Origin of the sequence: Rhodococcus sp. 11-3, from assembly GCF_023704055.1 — a bacterium.
GTDB lineage: Bacteria > Actinomycetota > Actinomycetes > Mycobacteriales > Mycobacteriaceae > Rhodococcus > Rhodococcus aetherivorans.
Window position 1 is genome coordinate 5,145,380 of the sequence record NZ_CP080406.1, and the last position, 18,575, is coordinate 5,163,954.

General features: G+C 69.0%; 17 protein-coding genes and 1 pseudogene. 2 read left to right on the forward strand and 16 right to left on the reverse strand.

The genetic code is table 11. From position 1 onward, the window contains the following. Positions 1 to 6: 6 nt before the first annotated feature. The 11 genes from KZJ41_RS23660 to KZJ41_RS23710 form a co-directional block, all read right to left on the reverse strand. Positions 7 to 1,446, reverse strand: a complete 1,440-nt coding sequence (locus tag KZJ41_RS23660) for an ABC transporter ATP-binding protein (protein ID WP_251549717.1) — start codon at positions 1,444 to 1,446, stop codon at positions 7 to 9. Next, positions 1,443 to 2,279, reverse strand: coding sequence for an ABC transporter permease subunit (locus KZJ41_RS23665; RefSeq protein ID WP_006944265.1), 837 nt, complete (start codon positions 2,277 to 2,279; stop codon positions 1,443 to 1,445). The genes KZJ41_RS23660 and KZJ41_RS23665 overlap by 4 nt, the downstream gene beginning before the upstream one ends. Then, positions 2,276 to 3,223 (reverse strand): ABC transporter permease, encoded by a 948-nt coding sequence (locus KZJ41_RS23670; protein WP_043798608.1) that lies wholly within the window; start codon positions 3,221 to 3,223, stop codon positions 2,276 to 2,278. The genes KZJ41_RS23665 and KZJ41_RS23670 overlap by 4 nt, the downstream gene beginning before the upstream one ends. Then, positions 3,223 to 4,791 (reverse strand): ABC transporter substrate-binding protein, encoded by a 1,569-nt coding sequence (locus tag KZJ41_RS23675; RefSeq protein ID WP_006944259.1) that lies wholly within the window; start codon positions 4,789 to 4,791, stop codon positions 3,223 to 3,225. The genes KZJ41_RS23670 and KZJ41_RS23675 overlap by 1 nt, the downstream gene beginning before the upstream one ends. A gap of 56 nt (positions 4,792 to 4,847) precedes the next feature. Continuing rightward, positions 4,848 to 5,672 carry a trans-aconitate 2-methyltransferase gene (locus KZJ41_RS23680; RefSeq protein ID WP_006944257.1) on the reverse strand — a complete coding sequence of 275 codons (825 nt, stop codon included), beginning with the start codon at positions 5,670 to 5,672 and terminating at the stop codon, positions 4,848 to 4,850. Continuing rightward, positions 5,669 to 6,925 carry an MFS transporter gene (locus tag KZJ41_RS23685; protein WP_006944254.1) on the reverse strand — a complete coding sequence of 419 codons (1,257 nt, stop codon included), beginning with the start codon at positions 6,923 to 6,925 and terminating at the stop codon, positions 5,669 to 5,671. The genes KZJ41_RS23680 and KZJ41_RS23685 overlap by 4 nt, the downstream gene beginning before the upstream one ends. Continuing rightward, positions 6,922 to 7,950 (reverse strand): enolase C-terminal domain-like protein, encoded by a 1,029-nt coding sequence (locus KZJ41_RS23690; protein WP_006944246.1) that lies wholly within the window; start codon positions 7,948 to 7,950, stop codon positions 6,922 to 6,924. The genes KZJ41_RS23685 and KZJ41_RS23690 overlap by 4 nt, the downstream gene beginning before the upstream one ends. Next, positions 7,947 to 9,020 (reverse strand): PLP-dependent cysteine synthase family protein, encoded by a 1,074-nt coding sequence (locus KZJ41_RS23695; protein ID WP_029545965.1) that lies wholly within the window; start codon positions 9,018 to 9,020, stop codon positions 7,947 to 7,949. The genes KZJ41_RS23690 and KZJ41_RS23695 overlap by 4 nt, the downstream gene beginning before the upstream one ends. Beyond that, entirely contained in the window at positions 9,017 to 9,865 is an 849-nt protein-coding gene (locus KZJ41_RS23700; RefSeq protein ID WP_006944243.1) for a hypothetical protein, read from the reverse strand. Before KZJ41_RS23700 ends, KZJ41_RS23695 begins: the two co-directional genes overlap by 4 nt. Further along, positions 9,862 to 11,151: an ATP-grasp domain-containing protein gene (locus tag KZJ41_RS23705; RefSeq protein WP_006944236.1), complete on the reverse strand. Its 1,290-nt coding sequence runs from the start codon at positions 11,149 to 11,151 to the stop codon at positions 9,862 to 9,864. Before KZJ41_RS23705 ends, KZJ41_RS23700 begins: the two co-directional genes overlap by 4 nt. 254 nt (positions 11,152 to 11,405) lie before the next feature. After that, entirely contained in the window at positions 11,406 to 12,107 is a 702-nt protein-coding gene (locus tag KZJ41_RS23710) for a TetR/AcrR family transcriptional regulator (protein WP_251549719.1), read from the reverse strand. Between the two features lie 27 nt (positions 12,108 to 12,134). Between KZJ41_RS23710 and KZJ41_RS23715 the strand changes: the two genes are divergently transcribed. Next, a complete protein-coding gene (locus KZJ41_RS23715) occupies positions 12,135 to 12,638 on the forward strand; it encodes an FBP domain-containing protein (protein ID WP_251549721.1) in 504 nt (167 codons plus the stop codon). Positions 12,639 to 12,681: 43 nt separating this feature from the next. On the opposite strand, the pseudogene KZJ41_RS23720 reads toward KZJ41_RS23715, so the two are convergent. After that, a pseudogene (locus KZJ41_RS23720) lies at positions 12,682 to 12,864 on the reverse strand (LLM class flavin-dependent oxidoreductase); the annotation flags it as partial. Positions 12,865 to 13,035: 171 nt separating this feature from the next. Between KZJ41_RS23720 and KZJ41_RS23725 the strand changes: the two are divergent. Next, positions 13,036 to 14,163 carry a helix-turn-helix domain-containing protein gene (locus tag KZJ41_RS23725; RefSeq protein ID WP_185713515.1) on the forward strand — a complete coding sequence of 376 codons (1,128 nt, stop codon included), beginning with the start codon at positions 13,036 to 13,038 and terminating at the stop codon, positions 14,161 to 14,163. A gap of 84 nt (positions 14,164 to 14,247) precedes the next feature. Here the strand turns inward: KZJ41_RS23725 and KZJ41_RS23730 are convergent, their stop codons facing one another. The 4 genes from KZJ41_RS23730 to KZJ41_RS23745 all read right to left on the reverse strand — a co-directional run bounded on the left by KZJ41_RS23730 (position 14,248) and on the right by KZJ41_RS23745 (position 18,574). Then, the gene (locus tag KZJ41_RS23730; RefSeq protein ID WP_251549724.1) at positions 14,248 to 14,529 is read right to left on the reverse strand and encodes a DUF3263 domain-containing protein; all 282 of its coding nucleotides are present in this window, start codon (positions 14,527 to 14,529) and stop codon (positions 14,248 to 14,250) included. A 4-nt stretch (positions 14,530 to 14,533) separates the two neighbouring features. Continuing rightward, positions 14,534 to 15,538: a lipoyl synthase gene (gene lipA / locus KZJ41_RS23735; RefSeq protein WP_044476367.1), complete on the reverse strand. Its 1,005-nt coding sequence runs from the start codon at positions 15,536 to 15,538 to the stop codon at positions 14,534 to 14,536. Between the two features lie 74 nt (positions 15,539 to 15,612). Then, complete coding sequence (lpdA, locus tag KZJ41_RS23740) at positions 15,613 to 17,013, reverse strand: dihydrolipoyl dehydrogenase (protein ID WP_251549726.1); 1,401 nt, start codon at positions 17,011 to 17,013, stop codon at positions 15,613 to 15,615. Between the two features lie 10 nt (positions 17,014 to 17,023). After that, positions 17,024 to 18,574, reverse strand: a complete 1,551-nt coding sequence (locus tag KZJ41_RS23745; RefSeq protein ID WP_203329901.1) for a 2-oxo acid dehydrogenase subunit E2 — start codon at positions 18,572 to 18,574, stop codon at positions 17,024 to 17,026. Between the last annotated feature and the right edge of the window lies 1 nt (position 18,575).

Genomic DNA, 18,575 nt, shown 5'->3' on the forward strand with positions numbered 1-18,575 from the left:
GCGCGCTCACGGCGGTTCCCCGTTCGTGGCCGGGAGCGTCATGTCGACGATCCGGTCGGCGACCGCGTCCACCACGGCGCCGTCGTGGCTGATCATCAGCAGGGATATGCGTTGTGTTCGTACGAGATCGGACAAGATGTCGAGCACCTGCTGTCGGGATGCGGGGTCGAGTCCCGTGGTGACTTCGTCGCAGATGAGCAGCGACGGCTCGACCGCCAGGACACGGGCGAGGGCGGCGCGCTGGGCCTCGCCGCCGGAAAGTGCGGAGGGATGCTGTCGGGTGATCCGTTCGGCCAGACCCACTTGGTCGAGCGCGCGGCGGGCCGCCGCGGCCGCTTCCGGGCCGGTGGCACCGCGCAGGCGTGTCGGACCGCGCAGGATCTGATCCCACACGCTGCGGTACGGGTCGAAGGCCGCCTTGGCGTCCTGGAAGACGTACCCGATCGCCGCCGCTTGGTGCCGGGTCCGTCGCCGTACCGATGCGGCCAACGGGTGGCCGTCGAGAAGAACCCGCCCGGCCGTGGGTGGGTGCAAGCCCGCGACGACCCGAGCCGCGGTGGTCTTACCGCAACCCGAGGGGCCGTGAAGTGCCAGACATTCGCCCGGCTGCAACGAGAGCGAGTAACGCTGCAGAACTTCGGTGTTGCGGTACCCCGCCGAGACGGCGTCCAGGATCAACCGGGCGTCGGCCCGGGTCGGGCGGCAATCATCGCTGTCGGCGCGTGTCTGCGGGATCCGCGGGGCGGCGACCGGCAGGATCGCGGCGTCACCGGTCTCGAGCACCCGGCCGCCGCCCATGACGATCACACGCTGGGCGACCGCGCGGACCGCGTCCAGGTCGTGGGTGACGAGCACGATCGTCAGGCCCTGCCGGGCAAGTCGGGTGATCTCGTCGAGGACCGCCGTGCGACGAGCCGGGTCCTGCCCGGTAGTGGGTTCGTCGAGGATCAGGCATGTCGGGTCGGTCAGCAGAGCCTGGGCGATGACCAGTCGTTGTTGCTGTCCGCCCGACAGTTGATGCGGGTAACGGCGCAGCATGCCCGGATCATCGGCGAATCCTGCACGTTCGAGTGCGTCGGCCACGGTCACCGGATGCCCGTGCCGTCGGCCGGCACGAGCGATGTCGTCGAGCACGGTACCGATCCGCAGGGCCGGGTTCAGCGCCGAGGAGGGGTGCTGGGGCACATACCCGAACCGTGCCCCGCCCGTGTCCAGGGCGGTCGTGGTCACTTCGACCCCCGGGCGGCGCTCGCCCATCAAGGCCAGCGCGGTAGTGGTCTTGCCGCTCCCGGAGGCCCCGACGAGCGCGGTGACCACCCCGGCGGGAATGTCCAGGTCGACGCCTTCGACCAGGAGCCGATCCCGTGTCCGTGCGGTCAGACCGCGCACTCGGATGGTGCCGCTGGGCACAGCGGCGGCCGGGGCCGCCGGGATTACCTCGGTCATCGCCACTTCCTCGTCGACACCTCGCGTGTTACCGCGCGAGCGCCGGAGTCGAACAGCAGATTCACACCCATCGCCAAGGCGATGATCAGGGCCGCGGGCAGGACGACACCCCACGGGACCAGGGCGAGGCCCGCGCGGTTGCGGTCGATCATCACGGCCCAGTCGGTGCCGGCGGAGTCCGCGCTCACCCCCAGGAAGCTGGCCGAGGCAACCAGGTAGATCGCCCCGACGAACCGCAGTCCTGCGTCTGCCGCGAGGACCGGGAGCAGCGATCGTCCCAGATAGCCGAGGTGCCGGCGCCACCAGGTTTCGTGTTGCAGCAGCAGCGCCTCCATGGCCGGGGTGTGCGCGGCGTGCAGCGCCGATGCCCGCACCAGACGCGCCGCATCCGGGAACAGCAGCACCGCCACGGTGACTGTCAGAACGACCAGGTCGGCGTCGGTGAGCGCAACGGCCAGCAGCAGCACCATGATCGACGGCAGCGACAGCAGCAGGTCCAGGGGGCGCATCAGCATCTCGTCGACGATCCGTACCCGAGCGGTCGCGGCAGCTGCCCCCCACGGCACGGCGAGCAGGTAGGTCAGGGCCACGGATGCCGCGGCCACCAGCACCAGCGAGCGCCCCCCGAGCAGGACCTGCGTGAGCAGGTCGCGCCCCTCGGAGTCGGTTCCCACGAGCCACTGGTCCCCGTAGGTGAACGCCGGGCCACGGGCACCGGGTTCGGTGAACAGGGGCCCCAGCAGCGCGACCGCGAGCGGGACCGCGGTCAGGGCAGCCCCGATGCGCACCCGGGACCGCCCACCCGCACGCTCGAGAAGCGTGGAGCCGGTCACGATGCCAGTCCGGCCGTGGGGTTGAGCTGGAACGCCGCGATGTCCGCGACCGTGTTCACCGCCACCGTGATCACCGCGAACACCGTCACCAATCCCATCAACAGCGGAATGTCGCGGCTGCTGACCGCGCTGACCAGCAACTGCCCGAGACCGCCGAGCGCGAACACCGCCTCGACGACCACGACCCCGCCGAGCAGCCAATCGGCGACCCGCGCGAGATGCTGTGCCGCCGGGGTGAGCGAGCCCGGCAGGGCATGCCGCCAGATCACCCGGCGCACGGGCACACCAAGGCGACGGGTGTGCCGGATGTATTCGGTGTCGAGGGTGGTAATCAGCGACGAGCGCACCAACCGCGACAGCGAGCACACCGGGCGGATCACCAGCACCAGTACGGGCAGCACCCACAGCTCCGGTTGCATCAGCAACGGACCGCCGGCGCCGACCGCGGTGGGCGCGAACCATCCCAGCCCGACCGCGAACACTGCCACCAGCACGATCGCCAACGCGAATTCCGGTGCCGCGTAGAACGCTACGGTCAGGGCGGTGACGGCCCGGTCGATCCGGTGGCCGCGGCGCACCGCGGCGACCACTCCGAGGAGCAGTGCCAGCGGGACGAGCACCACGAACGCCAGAGCGGCGAGGGTCAGCGTCGGCGCCAGCGCCGAGCCCAGCATCGCGGTGACCGGGCGACCGGATACCACGGAGGTGCCCAGGTCGCCGCCGAGCAGACCGGTCAGCCAGTCCCCGAACTGCACGGACAGCGGCCGGTCCAGCCCGAGGAGCTCGCGTAGCTGCGCAATCCGCCTCGGATCTGCGTCATCGCCCGCGATCACCACCGCAGCGTCCCCCGGCAGCGCGGAGGCGATCGAGAAGACGACGACGAGTACGCCCAGCACCTGGGCCAGTCCCACCGTGAGGCGGGTACCGGCGTAGCGGGCGAGCATCACGAAAGCCAGGCCCTGTCGAAGCGGGCGTACCCGAGGGTGTTGCTGGGCGCGTTCTCGGCCATCCCCGCCAGGTGCGGCGCCATCCCGTGCAGGCCGTCGGAGAAGCCCCACACCAGCAGACCTCCCTCGCTGTGGAGCTGCGACTGCATCTGCTGATATGCGCGGGCCCGGATGTTCTCGTCGGTGGTTTCGCTGGCGGTGGCGAACAATGCGTCGAACTCGGGGCGGCGCCACTGGGTGTAGTTCTTCGCCGAGGTCGACAGCATCCGCTGCGCGAAGTGGGTTTCGATGGGCATGGCCCCGGAACGGAAACTCGACAACACACCCTCGTCGAGGGTGTGTGTCCAATAGGTCGATCCCTCCGTCACCTTGACGTCGATGCGCAGTCCGGCGCGACCGGCCTGTTCGGCGAGGATGTTCGCGGCCTCGACGAATCCATTGGTGGCGCCGGTGGTCTGCAGTTCGATGGTGGTGTTCCGGGCGCCGGCCTTGCGGATCAGGGCCTCGGCCTCGTCCAGGTCCATGGTGCGCTGCGGCAGGTCGGCGGCGTAGTACTTGAAGTCCTTGCCGAACAGGTCGTTGCCGACCACACCGGTGCTCCCCAGCACGGTGGTGACCAGCTCGTCGCGATCGACGAGGGCGAACATCGCCCGCCGCAGATCCACGTTGTCGAAGGGTGGCCGGTCCACCTTCATCGCGAACGCCGACATTGCGCTGCGCGGGGACCGCAGGATCTGCATCCGGGCATCGGTTTCGTAGGTGCGCGCCGAGGTGACACCGAGGTCGTCGGCGTAGTCGACCTGCCCCCCGAGCAGGGCGTTGATCCGTGCGGTCTCGTCCGGAGCGGTGAGGATCTCGAGTTCGTCCACGTGAGGGGCGCCGTCCCAGTAGTCGGGGAATCGCGCGGTGACGAGCGAGCGACCCGGTTCGAACGAGACGAACGTGAACGGCCCGGAGCCGATCGGACGGCTGAAGTCGGTGGTGCCCTCCGGGATGATGTAGGCGCCGAACGCGGCCAGCACGTTCGCCAGTTCCCCGCACGGGCGGGCGCAGACGAATTCGATCATGTGGTCGTCGAGAGCTCGGGAGCGCGCGATGTCGATCACCTCGAGAGAGGCCCGCGGGCGCAGTGCGTTCGTCGGGTCCAGGATCCGCTGGTAGGAGTACAGCACGTCGGCGGCGCGCACCGGCCGGCCGTCGTGGAAGACCGCCGGGCGCAGCTCCACCGTCCAGGTGGTCGCGTCGGCGTTCGGATGCCAGGCGGTGGCGAGCCGCGGTACCGGACCGAGGTCGTCGCCGTATTCGACGAGCTTGTCGTAGAGCGCGTTCGCGCGGGCGACGTCGGCGTACAGGTTGGTCTTGTGCGGGTCCAACACCTCCTGTGCGCCGCCGCCGGCGAACACCGCTCGCAGTCGGCCGCCGTCCCGGGGCGCGGCGGTGGCCGCGGGGGCGGTCTCGCCGCTCGTGCTGCATGCGCCGAGCAGTACGGCGCCGGCGGCGGCGCCGAGTCCGAGGAACGAGCGCCGGCTCAGGTGCGGAAGCGGTGGCAGGGGAATCGGATTCATCGGGGTATCTCCTCGGGCAGTGGATCGAGCGGGTCGGGGTGGAGCGTGGGGGTGAATCAGACGGCCTCGGCGATCACGTGCAGCCGGTCGCCGCAGAGAGCAGTGCCGCCGAGATCGGTTCCTCGTCCCGGCCAGCCGGTCTCGGTGCGGGGTCCGGGCGTGTCGAACAGTGCCCGAACCACGAATCCGGCGCGCTGCAGGTGGCCGGTCAGCTCCAGCGGAAACAGCAGCCGCCACGCCGAGGTTTGGACGAGGGGCTCGGTGCACTCGGGGATCTGCCACTGCCGGCGGCGGCGTAGCAGCTGTGCGGCGTGGTCGATCCACAGGGTGGTCTCCGCCCGCCAGGTGTGACCGTGCCAGGAGAAGGCCGAGTGGGTGGGGCCGTCGAGGAGTTCGGGGTTGCCGAGGAAGAAGGCGCCGTTGCGCATTTCGGCGATCAGCAACCCACCGGGACGTAGGTGCCTGCGGCAGCAGCGCAGGCACGATTCCAGCTCGGCGTCGGTGTGGCAGTACAGCAGGGCACTGTCGAGGCAGACGATGGCGTCGACGCTCGCGTCGACCTCGAAGGTGCGCAGGTCGCCGACCGCGGCTCTCACGCCGGGATACTGTTGTTGCGCGTATCGCACCATCGCCGGGGATTGGTCGATGCCCAGGCAACGGTATCCCCGCCGGGCCAGGTATCCCAGGTCGCGGCCGGTGCCGCAGCCCAGGTCCAGCACCGTCGCCGGGTGTGTCCGCGGCGCCGCGTCGTCGGAGGTCAGGTAGGTCGCGAGAATGTCGTCGACGAACCGGGCGGCACTGTGGTCGGGGTCGGGGAATCGTGCCTCGTACAGAGCGGGGTTGTCCGTCAACAGGTTCCGAGCCCCTGCAGCCGTGGTCATGTCCGCGCTCCGGCCTGGTCGGCGAGCAGGCCGCGGCGGTGCAACAGCCAGATCCCGGTGGCCGAACCCCACGCAAGGGCGACGCACACCAGCGCACCGGGCCACCCGTTGCCCAGGTCGAGGCCGTACCCGATCAACGCATTGCCGCCGGCGGCGGCCACCCCGGAGACCAGGTAGAACATCCCGAACAGAGTTCCGGAGATGTTCGACGCCCCGTATGCCGGGATCAGTTCCATCACGAACGGCTGCGCGATCAGGATGCCCGCTTCGAGGATCAGGGCGGAAAGCAACAACGGCGCCAGCGTCAGCCCGATCCGTCCCGCGCCGTGGGAGGGTTCGCCCCACAGGACCGGCAGTGCCACCACGAACGCGGCGCCCATCAACATCAGCCCCGCCGTGATGGCCGTGCCCCGGCTGGTGTGGCGATCGAACCATCGGGTCAGCCGCACCTGGGCGAGCAGACCGAAGACGGTGGTGGACAGGAACAGCACCGCCACTGCCCCACTCCAGTCGGTGATCCGCCCGGCCAGCACCGGATACACCAGGTACATCTGCGTCTGCAGGGCGAACATCCCGAGCATGGTCACGGTGAAGAGCACGAACCGGCGGTCGGCCAGCACCGCACCCCAGCCGCGGAGCACCGTCGTCTCGGCGCGGTCCACCGGGTGGGAGGGCAGAAACCGCAACTGCGCCAGGGTGAGGGCGGCGAAGACGGCCGCCGCGGCGACGGCGACGGTACGGAAGTCCACCGTCAGCAGCGCGCTGCCGATCAGCGGTCCGGACAGTGCCCCCGCCTGTGCGAAGACGTTGAAGACCGCGAACGCCTCCGCCCGGCGCCGGGGTTCGGCGACCGCGATGTATGAGCGCACGGCCGGATTGAACAGAGCCCCAGCCAATCCCGACAGAACTGAGGCGAGAAGCAGCAGCGGCACGCTGGTGCCCACAGCGAACACTGCGAAGCCCACCGACCGCAGGGCACAGCCGGCGATGATGACCCGATGGGGTCCGAGCCGGTCGGCAGCGGTCCCCCCAATCAGGAACAAGCCCTGCTGGCTGAGGGTACGCACCCCGAGGACCAGGCCGGTGATCGTCAGGGACAGACCCAGGTTCCCGGTCAGATGCATGGACAGGTACGGCACCAGCATGTAGAAGCCGGTGTTGACGCCGTACTGGTTGAGCACCAGCAGTTGTACCGAGCGGGGGAAGCTGCGCAGCAGAGCGAATGTCCCTGCCGGGGAGTCGGTGCCGGTCATCGTGTTTCCTCGTTGTCGGGTCGGTACACGCCGAGTCCGGGCAGGCCGCTCGGGCGCAGCTTTCCGTCTTCACCCCCGAGGCCGGCCCACGGGTCTCGGGCGAGCAGCAGGTGCCCGTCCAGGTCGCACCATCGGGCCAGGGACGCCAGCTGCGCCGCGGGGGCGATACCCAGCGAGCTGCACACCAGGCAGCCGAGCATCACCTCCATTCCGCGCGCGCCGGTCGCCGCGGCCAGTGCGTGGGCGCGGTAGATGCCGCCGCACTTGGCGAGTTTGATGTTCACCACGTCCGCGAGGCCGGTCAGCTCGTCCAGGTCCGCCAGGCCGTGGACGGCCTCGTCCGCGACGAGCGGAAGATCGGTGCGGCTGCGCAGCTCCCGCATTCCGTCGCGGTCGTGCACCGGCAGCGGTTGTTCGAGCGCGACGATCGGCAGACCACCGCTGTCGGCGAGCACCGACAGGGCGGTGGCCGCGGTCCACGCTTCGTTCGGGTCGACGATCAGATCCACGCCTGGAGCGGCAGCGGCGATGGCGGCCAGCCGCCGTACCGATTCGGTCGGGTCGGCGTCGGTCTTGACCTTCAGCAGAGCGAACCCACACCCGGACAACTCGGCGGCCTCGGCGGCCATGTCCTGGGGCGCACCGATTCCGAGGGTGCGGGAGATCGGGATCTCGGCGGGCAGCGGCAACCCGAGGTGCGCAGCGACCGTCTGCCTGTTCACGCGTGCCCGGTAGTCGGCGACGGCGGACCACACGGCGCCGGCAACCGCCGGGTGCACCTGTGCCGGAATCGTTTCGGGGATCCCTCGGGCACCGCAGTACGCCGCGACTGCCCGCAGCTGGGTCTCGATGTGGTGCACGTCCAGGCCCGCGAACACGGAGGTGACGACCTCGCCGCGGCCGCACGATCCCGTTTCGGGATCGGTCACGGTGACCGTGACCGCCTGGCGGGACGACATCACCGCCCGGCTGATCCGGAACGGCCGGGCCAGGGCGAGGGTGCTCACCGACCAGGTCAGGCTCATCGCGCCGTCTCCATCCGGTCCCTCGCCGACGGGTGCGGGGCCCGCACGGATTCGCACCGCGTCCAGCACTCCGCCGGGTCACCGCACTCGGCGATCTCGTGCGGATGTGTTCGCGGCGGAGCGAGCAGGCCGTGCCGAGCGCACCAGTCGTCGTCGAAGATGGTGCGCAGGTAGCGGTCGGGGCCGTCCGGAAAGACGGTGACCACCGGGCCCGGCCAGCGGGTGGCCGCCCACCCGGCCACCGTGGCCACCGCACCCGTCGACCAGCCGCCGGTGTGGAACCCGTCCCGCGCCAGGCTGCGGCAGGCGTGCACGGCCTCGCGCGGGCCGACCCAGTGCACCTCGTCGAACATCTCGTATCGCACATTGCCCGGATGCACGCTGCTGCCCAGTCCCCGCATGACCCGGCAGGCGGCAGGCTGTCCGAAGATCGTCGACCCCACCGCATCGACCCCGATGATCCGCAGGTCCGGCCACACCTGCCGCAACCGCAGACCCACTCCGCTGCTGTGGCCGCCGGTGCCCACACTGCACACAAGCACCTCGGCCCGCTCGATACCCTGTGCGGCCAGGCCCGCGACGATCTCGTCGGCGAGCCCGTGGTAGCCCACGGCGTTGTCGGGATTGTCGTACTGGTTGGGCCAGTACGCATCCGGGTCGGCGGCAAGAATTTGGTGCAGGACGTCGAGCCTGGCCTGCTGCCACCCGCCCTCCGGGTGCGGACGGCCCACGATCTCCAAGGTGGCACCCAGCGCGCACAGCAGATTGCGCATGGCGGGTTCGAGCTCGCAGTCCACCACCAGGGTGACGGGGTGGCCGAGTGGCTGTGCCACGTATGCCAGCCCGACCCCCAAAGTGCCGCTGGTGGATTCGACGATCCGCGCGCCGTCACGCAGTTCCCCGCGTCGCCGGGCACCGGCCAGCATCGACAGGGCCGACCGCGCCTTGAGCCCACCGAAGCCGAGCGACTCGATCTTCGCGAAGTAGCCCGGATGCGGGTTCGGCACCGGGGTGAGGATGCGCACGAGTGGGCTGTTCCCCACCCGCGCCGGCGAATCGATCACGGTCATCGTGCACGCGACCCGTGGTACAGGTAGATCGGGCCGGCGTCCCCGGTCAGCCAGAAGAACGGGTACGGCTCGGCGGAGAGTGCGTCGATGCCGCGTCCGAGCAACTCCCGGGCGACCGCGGCGCCACTCTGGGCGAACATCGTGACCGGAAGCCGCCGGCCGGACCCTGCCACCCGCGCGAACAAGGTGTCGACGGTGCCGTTGCCCAGCATCATTCCGCTGGCCAGCACCGCATCACACTCGTCGAGATGCTCGGCGAAGTCGGTAACGATCGGCTCACCCCACTCGGTGGTGCCGCCCTTCAGATCACACGGCACGTACCGCAGCCCGCGCTCGCGCAAGCTGACGAGCAGCGAGTTGACCACTCCGATCACCAGCACCCGCCCGTCGGGTGGTGCGTCGACCAGCCCGGTCACGTGATGCGCCCGGGCCAGCGAGCGCTGCAGCGAATCCCCGGAATCCAGCTGCACCGTCACTGCGCGGGGCTCACCCGAGTGCGGGCGCTGGTGCGTCAGGTAAGCGTCGAGTGCGGCGATCTGCACGGCGATCTCGGCATGGTGCAGCAGATCGGCCACCGCCACCCCTGCGCACGCGTGCACGATCTCCGGATCCACCGAGCCCGGCTCGACCGCGCACGAGCCCGTCGCAGCCCCCACCCGCAGCGAGATCACCTGGTTGCGGTAGCCGCCACTGCGCCCGCCGTGCCGTACTCCCTGTGACGTGGTGAACGCAACCGACACCACCACGTCGCGCGCGGGACGCCGGGCAGGGTCGGTGCGGTAGCGCTCGAGAAGCGCAGCCAGGCGACCGTTCGTCACGGTACCGATCGCTGAGGCGGCGGTCATGACGCCGGCTCCTCGCCGTATGTGGCGGAGATCGACGACAACAGGCGCTCCGCCAGCGGGCGGGCCCCGGACCGCTCCGGCGAGATGACGACGACGCTGCCCAGGTAGCTGTTGTTGTCCATTCCCGGCGTGGTTCGGTGACCGGGCCCCTTGAACGCCGCCGAGACCACCGACGGATCGGCTGCGACGGTGTCCACTCCCTCGATTCCGGTGACAACACCCGCCCTCGTCGGCACCAGCATGCTCACGGCTGCGCTCGAGGGCCGTCCGCCGTCACGGTCCTCGTCCGGGACCGTCGGGACGATCGGCTCGCGTCCCAGTGCGAGCTCGACCGCCACCCGCGGCAGGTCGACTCCGCTCACATGCCGGATCAGCTCGGTGATCTGATTGCCGGCCGGCCGTGGATTGATCTCGATGATCCGCGGCCCGGCGGCGGTCAGGCGTAGTTCGGTGTGCACCACACCGTGATCGAGACCCACCGCATCGATCGCCTCCTCCGCGGCGGCCACCACTCTCGCGCGGTCCCCCTCAGCCAGGTCGGCCGGGAACATGTGCCCGGTCTCCACGAAACCCGACGCCCCACCCAAGCTCTTGTCGGTCACGCCGACCGTGTGGACCTTGCCGCGCGAAATCCAGCTCTCCACACTGAATTCCGGGCCGGTGAGGAACTCCTCGAGCAACACCGTCGAGTTCCGCCGCTGCCCGCGCGCATTGATCTCGAACCCCCGCAGCGCGTGCACCGCCGACTCGACATCCAGCCAACTGTCCGCGCGTCGCACGAACATTCCCGCACACAGATCGGTGGGTTTGACCACCAAGGGGAATCCCACCGACTCGGCCGCGGTACGGAGCCGGATCGTGTCGTCGACCGACGCGGTGGTGTGCCGCGGCCCCGGGACACCGACGCAATCCAACACCGCCCGGGTGCGCGCCTTGTCGCAGGCGGTCTCGATCGCCTCGGGTGTCGGACCGGGAAGTCCGAGTGCGGAGGCAATTCGCGCGGCGGTCGGCAGGTAGTAGTCGCAGCTGGTGAGGACGCCGTCGATCCTTGCCTCGGCATCGATCCGCCGCGCCGCCTCGAGTGCGGCAGCCGGATCGTTGGTCTCGGCAGTCGCTACCGCGCGACCGAGACGCAGCGGATGCGGGGAACCGTCCGGCAGGGTGTCCGGGTAGTGCTCCGGCCGTCGGGTCAGGAACGTGAACTCGACTCCCAGGTCGGCAATCGCTCTCGGCAGCAACGTTCCCATTGCGCCGACCCAGCTCTCCACCAGCAGTAGGTGTGCCACACGTGGCCTTCCGCTCGCATCTCCCGCAGTACCCAGCGCCACAGAAGCTACTGATAATCGTTATCGTTAGCAAGACCGGTGTGTCGAAGATTGCGAGCCTGGCGAGAACAGGTGCCCAGGAAAGGTCCGGCAGCTCGTGCCGGTCAGCCGATCGAGCCGGGGCTCGATACCAGGCCGGCCGGCGACCCCGGCGACGACGGGAAAGCCCGGAACCGCGGTGCGAACGAGATCGCGACGAACGACTGGCGGGCTGCTCACTCCGCCGGGTCATGGACCCCTTCCCCGCCCGAGGAAGTCGCACGGGAGATCTCGGTACGGACCGCCAGGACGGCGTCCCGGTGCGCGGCATCGGTGGCGACGTTGCAGCCGAGCGCGAGATCCTCGAGGAGAAGACCTCGATGGGCCGCGAGGATGCGCGAGGCGACGGACCGGGCCGCGCCCGGTGACGCGCCCGCGGCCTCGATCGCCGCGGCCATGGGGTCGACCCATTCCGTCACCACCGGGACGAGGAATGTCTGCTGCAGCTCGGGATCCCGCGTCGCCGCGGCATAGATCTCGAAGAACATGGCGGTTCGCCGGCGCCCATCCGGCGTGTGCGCTTCCGCCCACGCCATCTCGAGCCCCTGCGAGATCACGGCGGTCACGTGGGCGGCGGTCGCCGACGGCGACGACTCGTCGGCCGAGAGATCGCGGATCCGCAGGAGCAGATCCCGCGACGCGGTCAGATGGGTCACCAGGGTGCGGTCGACGATCTCGACGATCAGGTTCTCACGACTGCCGAAGTGGTGGAGGAGATTTCGGGTCGACGTTTCGAGCCGATCGGCCAGCGGGCGCAGGGTGAGACCGAACAGCCCCTGCTCCTCGGCGTAGGCGCAGCAGCCCTCGAGGAGTGCCCGCCGACGCTCGACATCCTTGTGGCGACCCATGCCCGCGAGTTTATACTCCACTTGTTTCATGAATCAAACGTGGAAGGAATAGTGGTGATGCAGGCACCGTCCCGCGACGACGTCCTCGGATCGTTCGTCAACAGCTCGCGCAGCAAGATCAGGACGGTGACGTTCCCGCCCGACTTCGACACCGTGCGCTGGGCGGAACTCGACTTCTTCGGCTGGACGGACCCCCGAGCCCCGCTTCGCGCGTATCTGATTGCCCAGCACGCCGGGCAGGTGGTCGGAATCGAGTTGCGACAGGCCGAGACCGACAGGTCCCGGCCGCGCAGCACGATGTGCACCATCTGCCACGCCGTTCACCGCATCGGCGGAACGGCGCTGTTCACGGCACGCAAGGCCGGCGCCGGCGGCAAGGCCGGAAACAGCATCGGAACCTACATGTGCAGCAACTTCGCGTGCTCACTGTATGTGCGAGAGCTGCTGCCACTGACCGGCAATCAGCCCGATCGAGCACTGCCCAGCGAGACTCGGATCCGCCACCTCGAGACCCGACTCGGTGGCTTCATCGGGCGGGTGCTCGACGAGCAGGACCCATAACCGCGCTGTGCACTACCCGAGCGGCGCCGTCACCCGAGCGCATTTACGCGAAGGACCACATTCCCAGACTGTCGCGCCACGTGGTACCCGGGTACGTGGTGCGAAACAGGCCGCGGCGCTGCAGTTCCGGGACGACGAGGTCGACGAAGTCATCCAGCGAATCCGGATACGCCGGACACATCAGGTTGAATCCGTCGCAGGCGCCGGCAACGAACCACTCCTCGACGAGTGTGTGAGATCGTCGACGACTTCCGCGTTCCTGATGGCCGCAGACGGCAGGGGCCATGGTGCGGCTCACACTCCTGACGGTAGGCTGAACGGTGTGAGTAGGGCCAGTTCGGCGCGCCAACGGTTGCTCGCTTTCGGTTCCGGTGAAGACTTGTCGCGACGCGCCCGATTGTTGAGCGACGTCCACGACGCGGTGATGTCCGGTCGGACGCCGCCGGTGCCTCCGCGTGACGTTGTCGCCCGGTCGTGGTCGCGTCTTCGGGCAGACGGTGTCAGTCCCGCCCGGTGTGAGGACGTCGTACTCGCGGACGTCTCCGAACTCGAAGCTCGCCGTGCACGAAGTGCCCTGAGGTCGGTTCTGCCCGAGCTACGCGGCGCCTTGACCGAGGTGGCGAGCGACGCGAACTTCATCGTGGTCGTCGCCGACTCGGACGGGGTGGTGCTGTGGCGAGAGGGTGCACGCGACGTGCAGAGGGAAGCTGACGTCCTCGGATTCGTGGAAGGCGCCCGCTGGTCGGAGAAGTCGGTAGGCACCAATTCTGTCGGCACGTCGCTGGTCGAGGACGCTCCGGTACAGCTCTTCTCGGCCGAACACTATGCGCGGTCCCACTACGGCTGGTCGTGTACGGGGTCACCGGTCCACGATCCACGCTCCGGCGAGGTACTCGGCGTACTGGATCTCAGCGGGTCGGCGATGTCGGTGCATCCGGCCACCGTGGCCCTCGTGCAGACGGCTGTGCGGTTGGCTGAGTCGATGCTCTGGCGCGAGCATGCCGCCCACCTCGAAAGGCTCCGTACTGACGCGGCGCCGGTTCTCGCAAGGACGTGCGGGCCTGCTGTCGTCGTGGACGGTCACGGCTGGGTCGTGGCAGCCAGCGGCATCGGCGTTCCCGAACGACTGGCATCACCGGAGGCCGACCGACCGCTGCTCGTGCCCGGTCTCGGACTTTGCGTACCCGAACCGCTCGGTGACGCATGGTTGGTGCGCCGCCGCACGGAACGGACGGCCATCGAACTCGAACTCGACCTGGGGGCGGCCCCTCGGGCGACGGTGCGGGGGGAGATGGAATGGACGCGTGCCCTGTCACCGCGGCACGCGCAGATTCTGAGGGTATTGGCACGTACCCGATCGGCCGGTATCGATGCCGCGTCGTTGAGCGAGGCCCTGTTCGGCGACCGGGACCACATCGTTGCCGTCCGCGCCGAGGTCTCCCGGCTGCGCAAGAGCCTCGGCCCAGTGCTGACGCCCCAGCCGTACCGGTTCGCGGACGGTGTCGAAGTCCGTGTGATCAGGTGACATTCCGCCTGCGAACATCTCGCTCCGAACCCCGCCGCCTCCGTGTCGACGAATCCGGGGGCACGCGTGCCCTGCTCCCGGGGCTCACACCGCGGCGGACCGGGATCCTCTCCGAACCTGGTCGCTCCGATTCGGCGCGGCGCGCGGCGCAGGGGTGCGCGCAGCGACGAAGTTGCGCAGGTCCGCACGTAACCGGGGGTGCAGTCGTAAGGCGACAGGGCTGTCGCAGATCTCACCCAACCGGATCAGATAATCGGCTGGGGTCATACCGAATTCGACCAGAAGGTCGCCGGGACTTCCGCCCCCGTACGGCAGCCGGCGACGGGCGAATTCGATGATGCGGTTGTCTTCGATAGCGGAACTCATGTGGTCAATCTCCTGACGGGTGCGCTTCGGCGAGATGGCTGAGGGGAGCCGCGAGTTCACGGCGGTGGTGAGCCATGGCGTCGGCGTAGAGGCGGCCGGCGCGGTACGAGGAACGCACGAGCGGCCCCGCCAGGACGCCGGCGAAACCGACCTCCTCGGCGGCCTTCGAGTACTCGACGAATTCTTCCGGCTCGACCCACCGCTCTACCGGGTGGTGCCGCGGCGAGGGACGCAGATACTGGGTGATGGTGAGGATGTCGCAGCCGGCATCGTGCAGGTCGATCATCGCCTGCTGCACTTCCTGTGGGGTCTCCCCCATACCGAGGATCAGGTTCGACTTGGTGATCAGGCCGAAGTCGCGGGCCGCGGCGAGCACACCGAGCGAGCGTTCGTAGCGAAACGCGGGGCGGATCTGCTTGAAGATCCGCGGCACGGTCTCGAGGTTGTGGGCGAGCACCTCGGGCCGGGAGTCGAACACCTCAGCCAGCAGGTCGGGCCTTCCGCTGAAGTCGGGGACGAGATTCTCGACGCCGGTCCCGGGGTTGAGGGCGTGGATCTGTCGGACGGTTTCGGCGTAGAGCCAGGCGCCGCCGTCGGGCAGGTCGTCGCGGGCAACCCCGGTGATGGTGGAGTACCGAAGTCCCATCGCGTGCACGGACTCGGCGACGCGGCGGGGCTCGTCCCGGTCGAGGTCGGTGGGTTTGCCGGTGTCGATCTGGCAGAAGTCGCAGCGGCGCGTGCACTGCCGACCGCCGATCAGGAACGTGGCTTCGCGGTCTTCCCAGCATTCGAAGATGTTGGGGCAGCCGGCTTCCGCACACACCGTGTGCAGTCCTTCGCGTTCGACCAGGCTCTCGAGTTCGGCGTACGCAGGACTCGTCTTGACGCGGGTCTTGATCCAGTTCGGCTTGCGTTCGATGGGGGTTTGCGCATTGCGGACCTCCAGTCGAAGCAATCTGCGGCCCGACGGAACCGGCCCCTCGGGTGATGTTCCAGGTATGGGATTCACGTTTTGTTCGATTCCTGGGCGTGAGTTCCCGCCGAACCACGGTCCCACCCGGGTCCGCGGTTCGGCGGGACTTGCTACATGTTGATCGGACGGCCCAGTGCGGCCAGAACCGATTCGTGCATCGCCTCCGACAGTGTCGGGTGCGCGAAGACGACCTCGGCGAGATCGTCGGCGGTCGCCTCCAGGGATCGAGCGATGCCGAATCCCTGAATCTGCTCGGTGACATCCGGGCCGACCATGTGGGCACCGAGGAGTTCGCCGCTGTCGGCGTCGAAGATCGTCTTCACGAAGCCGTCGGCTTCGCCGATCGCGAGCGCCTTTCCGGACGCCTGCAGATCGAACTGCCCGATCTGCAGGCGACGGCCGGTCGCACGCGCTCGTTCTTCGGTGAGACCGAGGCTGGCGACCTGCGGCCTCGCGTAGGTACAGCCCGGAACGTAGTCGCGGTCCAACGGCCGGACGTGATCCGCACCGGCGAGCTTGTCCACACACAGCACGGCTTCGTGGCTGGCCTTGTGGGCGAGGCAGGGTGCGCCCGCCACGTCACCGATCGCGTACACGCCGAATGCGGTAGTGCGACACCACTGGTCGGTGGTGACGAATCCGCGATCGACTTCGACACCGAGTTCCTCGAGGCCGAGACCCTCGACGTTGCCCTGGATTCCGGCCGCAACGAGAACTCTGTCCACGGTCGCTTCATCGATCGTTCCGTCGGCCGACCGGACGGCCACGGTGACGGCATCCGTGCCGACCATCAGTTCGGACACCGAGGCGCCGGTGTGAATCCCGATGCCTCGCTTCTCGAACTGCCGCCGTACATGGCCTGCGACGGCAGCATCCTCGACCGGCATGATCTGCGGGGCCAATTCGACGAGGGTGACGTCAGTCCCGAGATCGTTGTACAGACTCGCGAATTCGACGCCGATGGCACCGGATCCGATGACCAGCAATGACTTCGGCAGCTCCGACGGGACCAGAGCATCGAAGTATGTCCAGACCCGGTCGCCGTCAGGCACGACACCGGGAACCGAACGCGGCCGGGCTCCGGTGGCCAGGATGACGTGGTCGGCCCGATACTCGGACACCGACTCGTCCGCGGCCGTCACTGCGACGACTCCCTTGTCGAGCAGCCGCGCCGACCCCCGGAATACGTCGATGCCGTTCTTCTTCATCAGGTAGCCGATGCCGTCGGACAGTCGCCCCGACACCGACCGGCTGAACTCGACGAGGCGTGCCATGTCGAATTCCACACCACTCGCACTGAACCCGAGCGGCCGAAGGTTCGCCAGCGTGTGGGCGACATCGGCACCGTGCAGCAACGCTTTGGTAGGGATGCACCCCCAGTTCAGGCAGATCCCGCCGAGCCGGTCCCGCTCGACGACGGCGGTGCGCAGACCGTGCTGCGCGGCACGGATTGCGGCGACATAGCCACCCGGCCCGCTGCCGACGACGAGGACGTCGTATTTCTCTGTCATGGTGTACCTCTCAGACCAGCATCAGCGCGGGTGACTCGACGAAACGCCGGAGTTCTCGCAGGAAGGTCGCGCCGAGCGCGCCGTCGATCACCCGGTGGTCGCACGAGAGCGTGACGGTGAGCATCGTGCGCGCAACGACCTGACCGTCGACGACGACGGGACGCTCCTGTGCGGCACCGACCGCGAGGATGGCGCCCTGCGGTGGGTTGATGATCGCGTCGAATTCCCGCACACCGAACATGCCGAGATTGGACACCGTGAAGGTGCCGCCCTGGAACTCGTCGACCGCCAGTTTCCCGGTCTTGGCCTTGGTCACCAGTGACTGCACCTCCCCGGAAATCTCGGCGAGAGTCTTGCCGTCTGCGCCGCGCACGATCGGGGTGATCAGACCCGACGGCAGTGCGACAGCCACCGAGATGTCGGCACTTGCATAGCGCAGCACCGACTGTGTCGCCTCGTCGAACTGAACGTTGACATCGGGCACCTTCCGCAGCGCTGCGGCACACGCCTTGACGACGAAATCGTTGACCGACAGCTTGACGGCCGGAACGGTTGCATTGATCTTTGCCCGCAAGGCCAGAAGATCGTCGATCTGCAGGTCCGCGGTGAGCCGGAAGTGCGGGGCGCTGCGTTTCGACTCCTGCAACCGCTGCCCGATCGCCTTGCGCATCGCGGTGAACGGAATCGTCTCGAACTCCGCCTCCGCGACGGGTTCGGGCGCTGCGACGACTTCCGGTTGCAGCCGGAACCGGCGCTCGGCCTCGCGGACGTCGGCCTCACACACCCGGCCGCGTGACCCGGTGGCCCGGCAGTCGTGCAGGTTGATCCCGAGGGATGCGGCCAGACGTCGGGCCACGGGGGTGGCCGGGACGGTGCTGTCGTCCTCGAAGGAACGTCCCGGTATACCTGACCGCGTCGGCGACGGCGGTTGTGCGACGGTTCCACCGGCCGCCCGGATCGTGTCGTGGATGTCGGCAACGGAGATCCGGCCGTCCCGGCCGGTCCCCGTCACACGGGCCAGGTCGATCGACAACTCGTCCGCCAAGCGGTGGGCGTGCGGGGTCGCGAACACGTCACCGTTCGTCCGTCCTCGCAGGGCATCGGGAACGATCGTCGCACCGGGCCGCTGACGGGACCCGGTGGTCGCCCCGGTCACCGGTACCGATTCGTGGGCCGCCGGCGCCGGCGGGCTGCTCTCGAGATCCGGCTGCGCGGGGGCGGGCTGTCCGGCCGGTGAGCGCCCGGACTCGGCCGGGGTCGGCACCTGATCCGCCCCGATGCCGGCGAGGAATTCCTCGATTTCGGCGTCGGAGACTGCAGCCTCGGCCGACACCGCCAGCACCGCACCGACCGGCAACGTCTCCCCCGGCTTGGCGACGACCCGTCGGAGCACCCCGTCGAACGGCGCCTCCAACTGGTTGGCGATCTTGCTGGTCTCGATCTCGCAGATCAGGTCGCCCTTCGAAAAGGACGCTCCCTCCTCGACCAGCCACTCCGCCACGGTGCCTTCCTCCATGGACAGGCCCCACTTCGGAACTTCGATCAATTTGATCTCACTCATG

Coding starts and splice junctions, on each gene's coding strand:
- KZJ41_RS23670 (WP_043798608.1), bottom strand. CDS start 3,223: ATGCTCGCCCGCTACGCCGGTACCCGCCTCACGGTGGGACTGGCCCAG.
- lpdA (WP_251549726.1), bottom strand. CDS start 17,013: ATGACAGAGAAATACGACGTCCTCGTCGTCGGCAGCGGGCCGGGTGGC.
- KZJ41_RS23690 (WP_006944246.1), bottom strand. CDS start 7,950: ATGAGCCTGACCTGGTCGGTGAGCACCCTCGCCCTGGCCCGGCCGTTC.
- KZJ41_RS23730 (WP_251549724.1), bottom strand. CDS start 14,529: ATGAGTTCCGCTATCGAAGACAACCGCATCATCGAATTCGCCCGTCGC.
- KZJ41_RS23685 (WP_006944254.1), bottom strand. CDS start 6,925: ATGACCGGCACCGACTCCCCGGCAGGGACATTCGCTCTGCTGCGCAGC.
- KZJ41_RS23695 (WP_029545965.1), bottom strand. CDS start 9,020: ATGACCGTGATCGATTCGCCGGCGCGGGTGGGGAACAGCCCACTCGTG.
- KZJ41_RS23710 (WP_251549719.1), bottom strand. CDS start 12,107: ATGAAACAAGTGGAGTATAAACTCGCGGGCATGGGTCGCCACAAGGAT.
- KZJ41_RS23745 (WP_203329901.1), bottom strand. CDS start 18,574: ATGAGTGAGATCAAATTGATCGAAGTTCCGAAGTGGGGCCTGTCCATG.
- KZJ41_RS23700 (WP_006944243.1), bottom strand. CDS start 9,865: ATGACCGCCGCCTCAGCGATCGGTACCGTGACGAACGGTCGCCTGGCT.
- KZJ41_RS23680 (WP_006944257.1), bottom strand. CDS start 5,672: ATGACCACGGCTGCAGGGGCTCGGAACCTGTTGACGGACAACCCCGCT.
- KZJ41_RS23675 (WP_006944259.1), bottom strand. CDS start 4,791: ATGAATCCGATTCCCCTGCCACCGCTTCCGCACCTGAGCCGGCGCTCG.
- KZJ41_RS23715 (WP_251549721.1), top strand. CDS start 12,135: ATGCAGGCACCGTCCCGCGACGACGTCCTCGGATCGTTCGTCAACAGC.
- KZJ41_RS23660 (WP_251549717.1), bottom strand. CDS start 1,446: ATGACCGAGGTAATCCCGGCGGCCCCGGCCGCCGCTGTGCCCAGCGGC.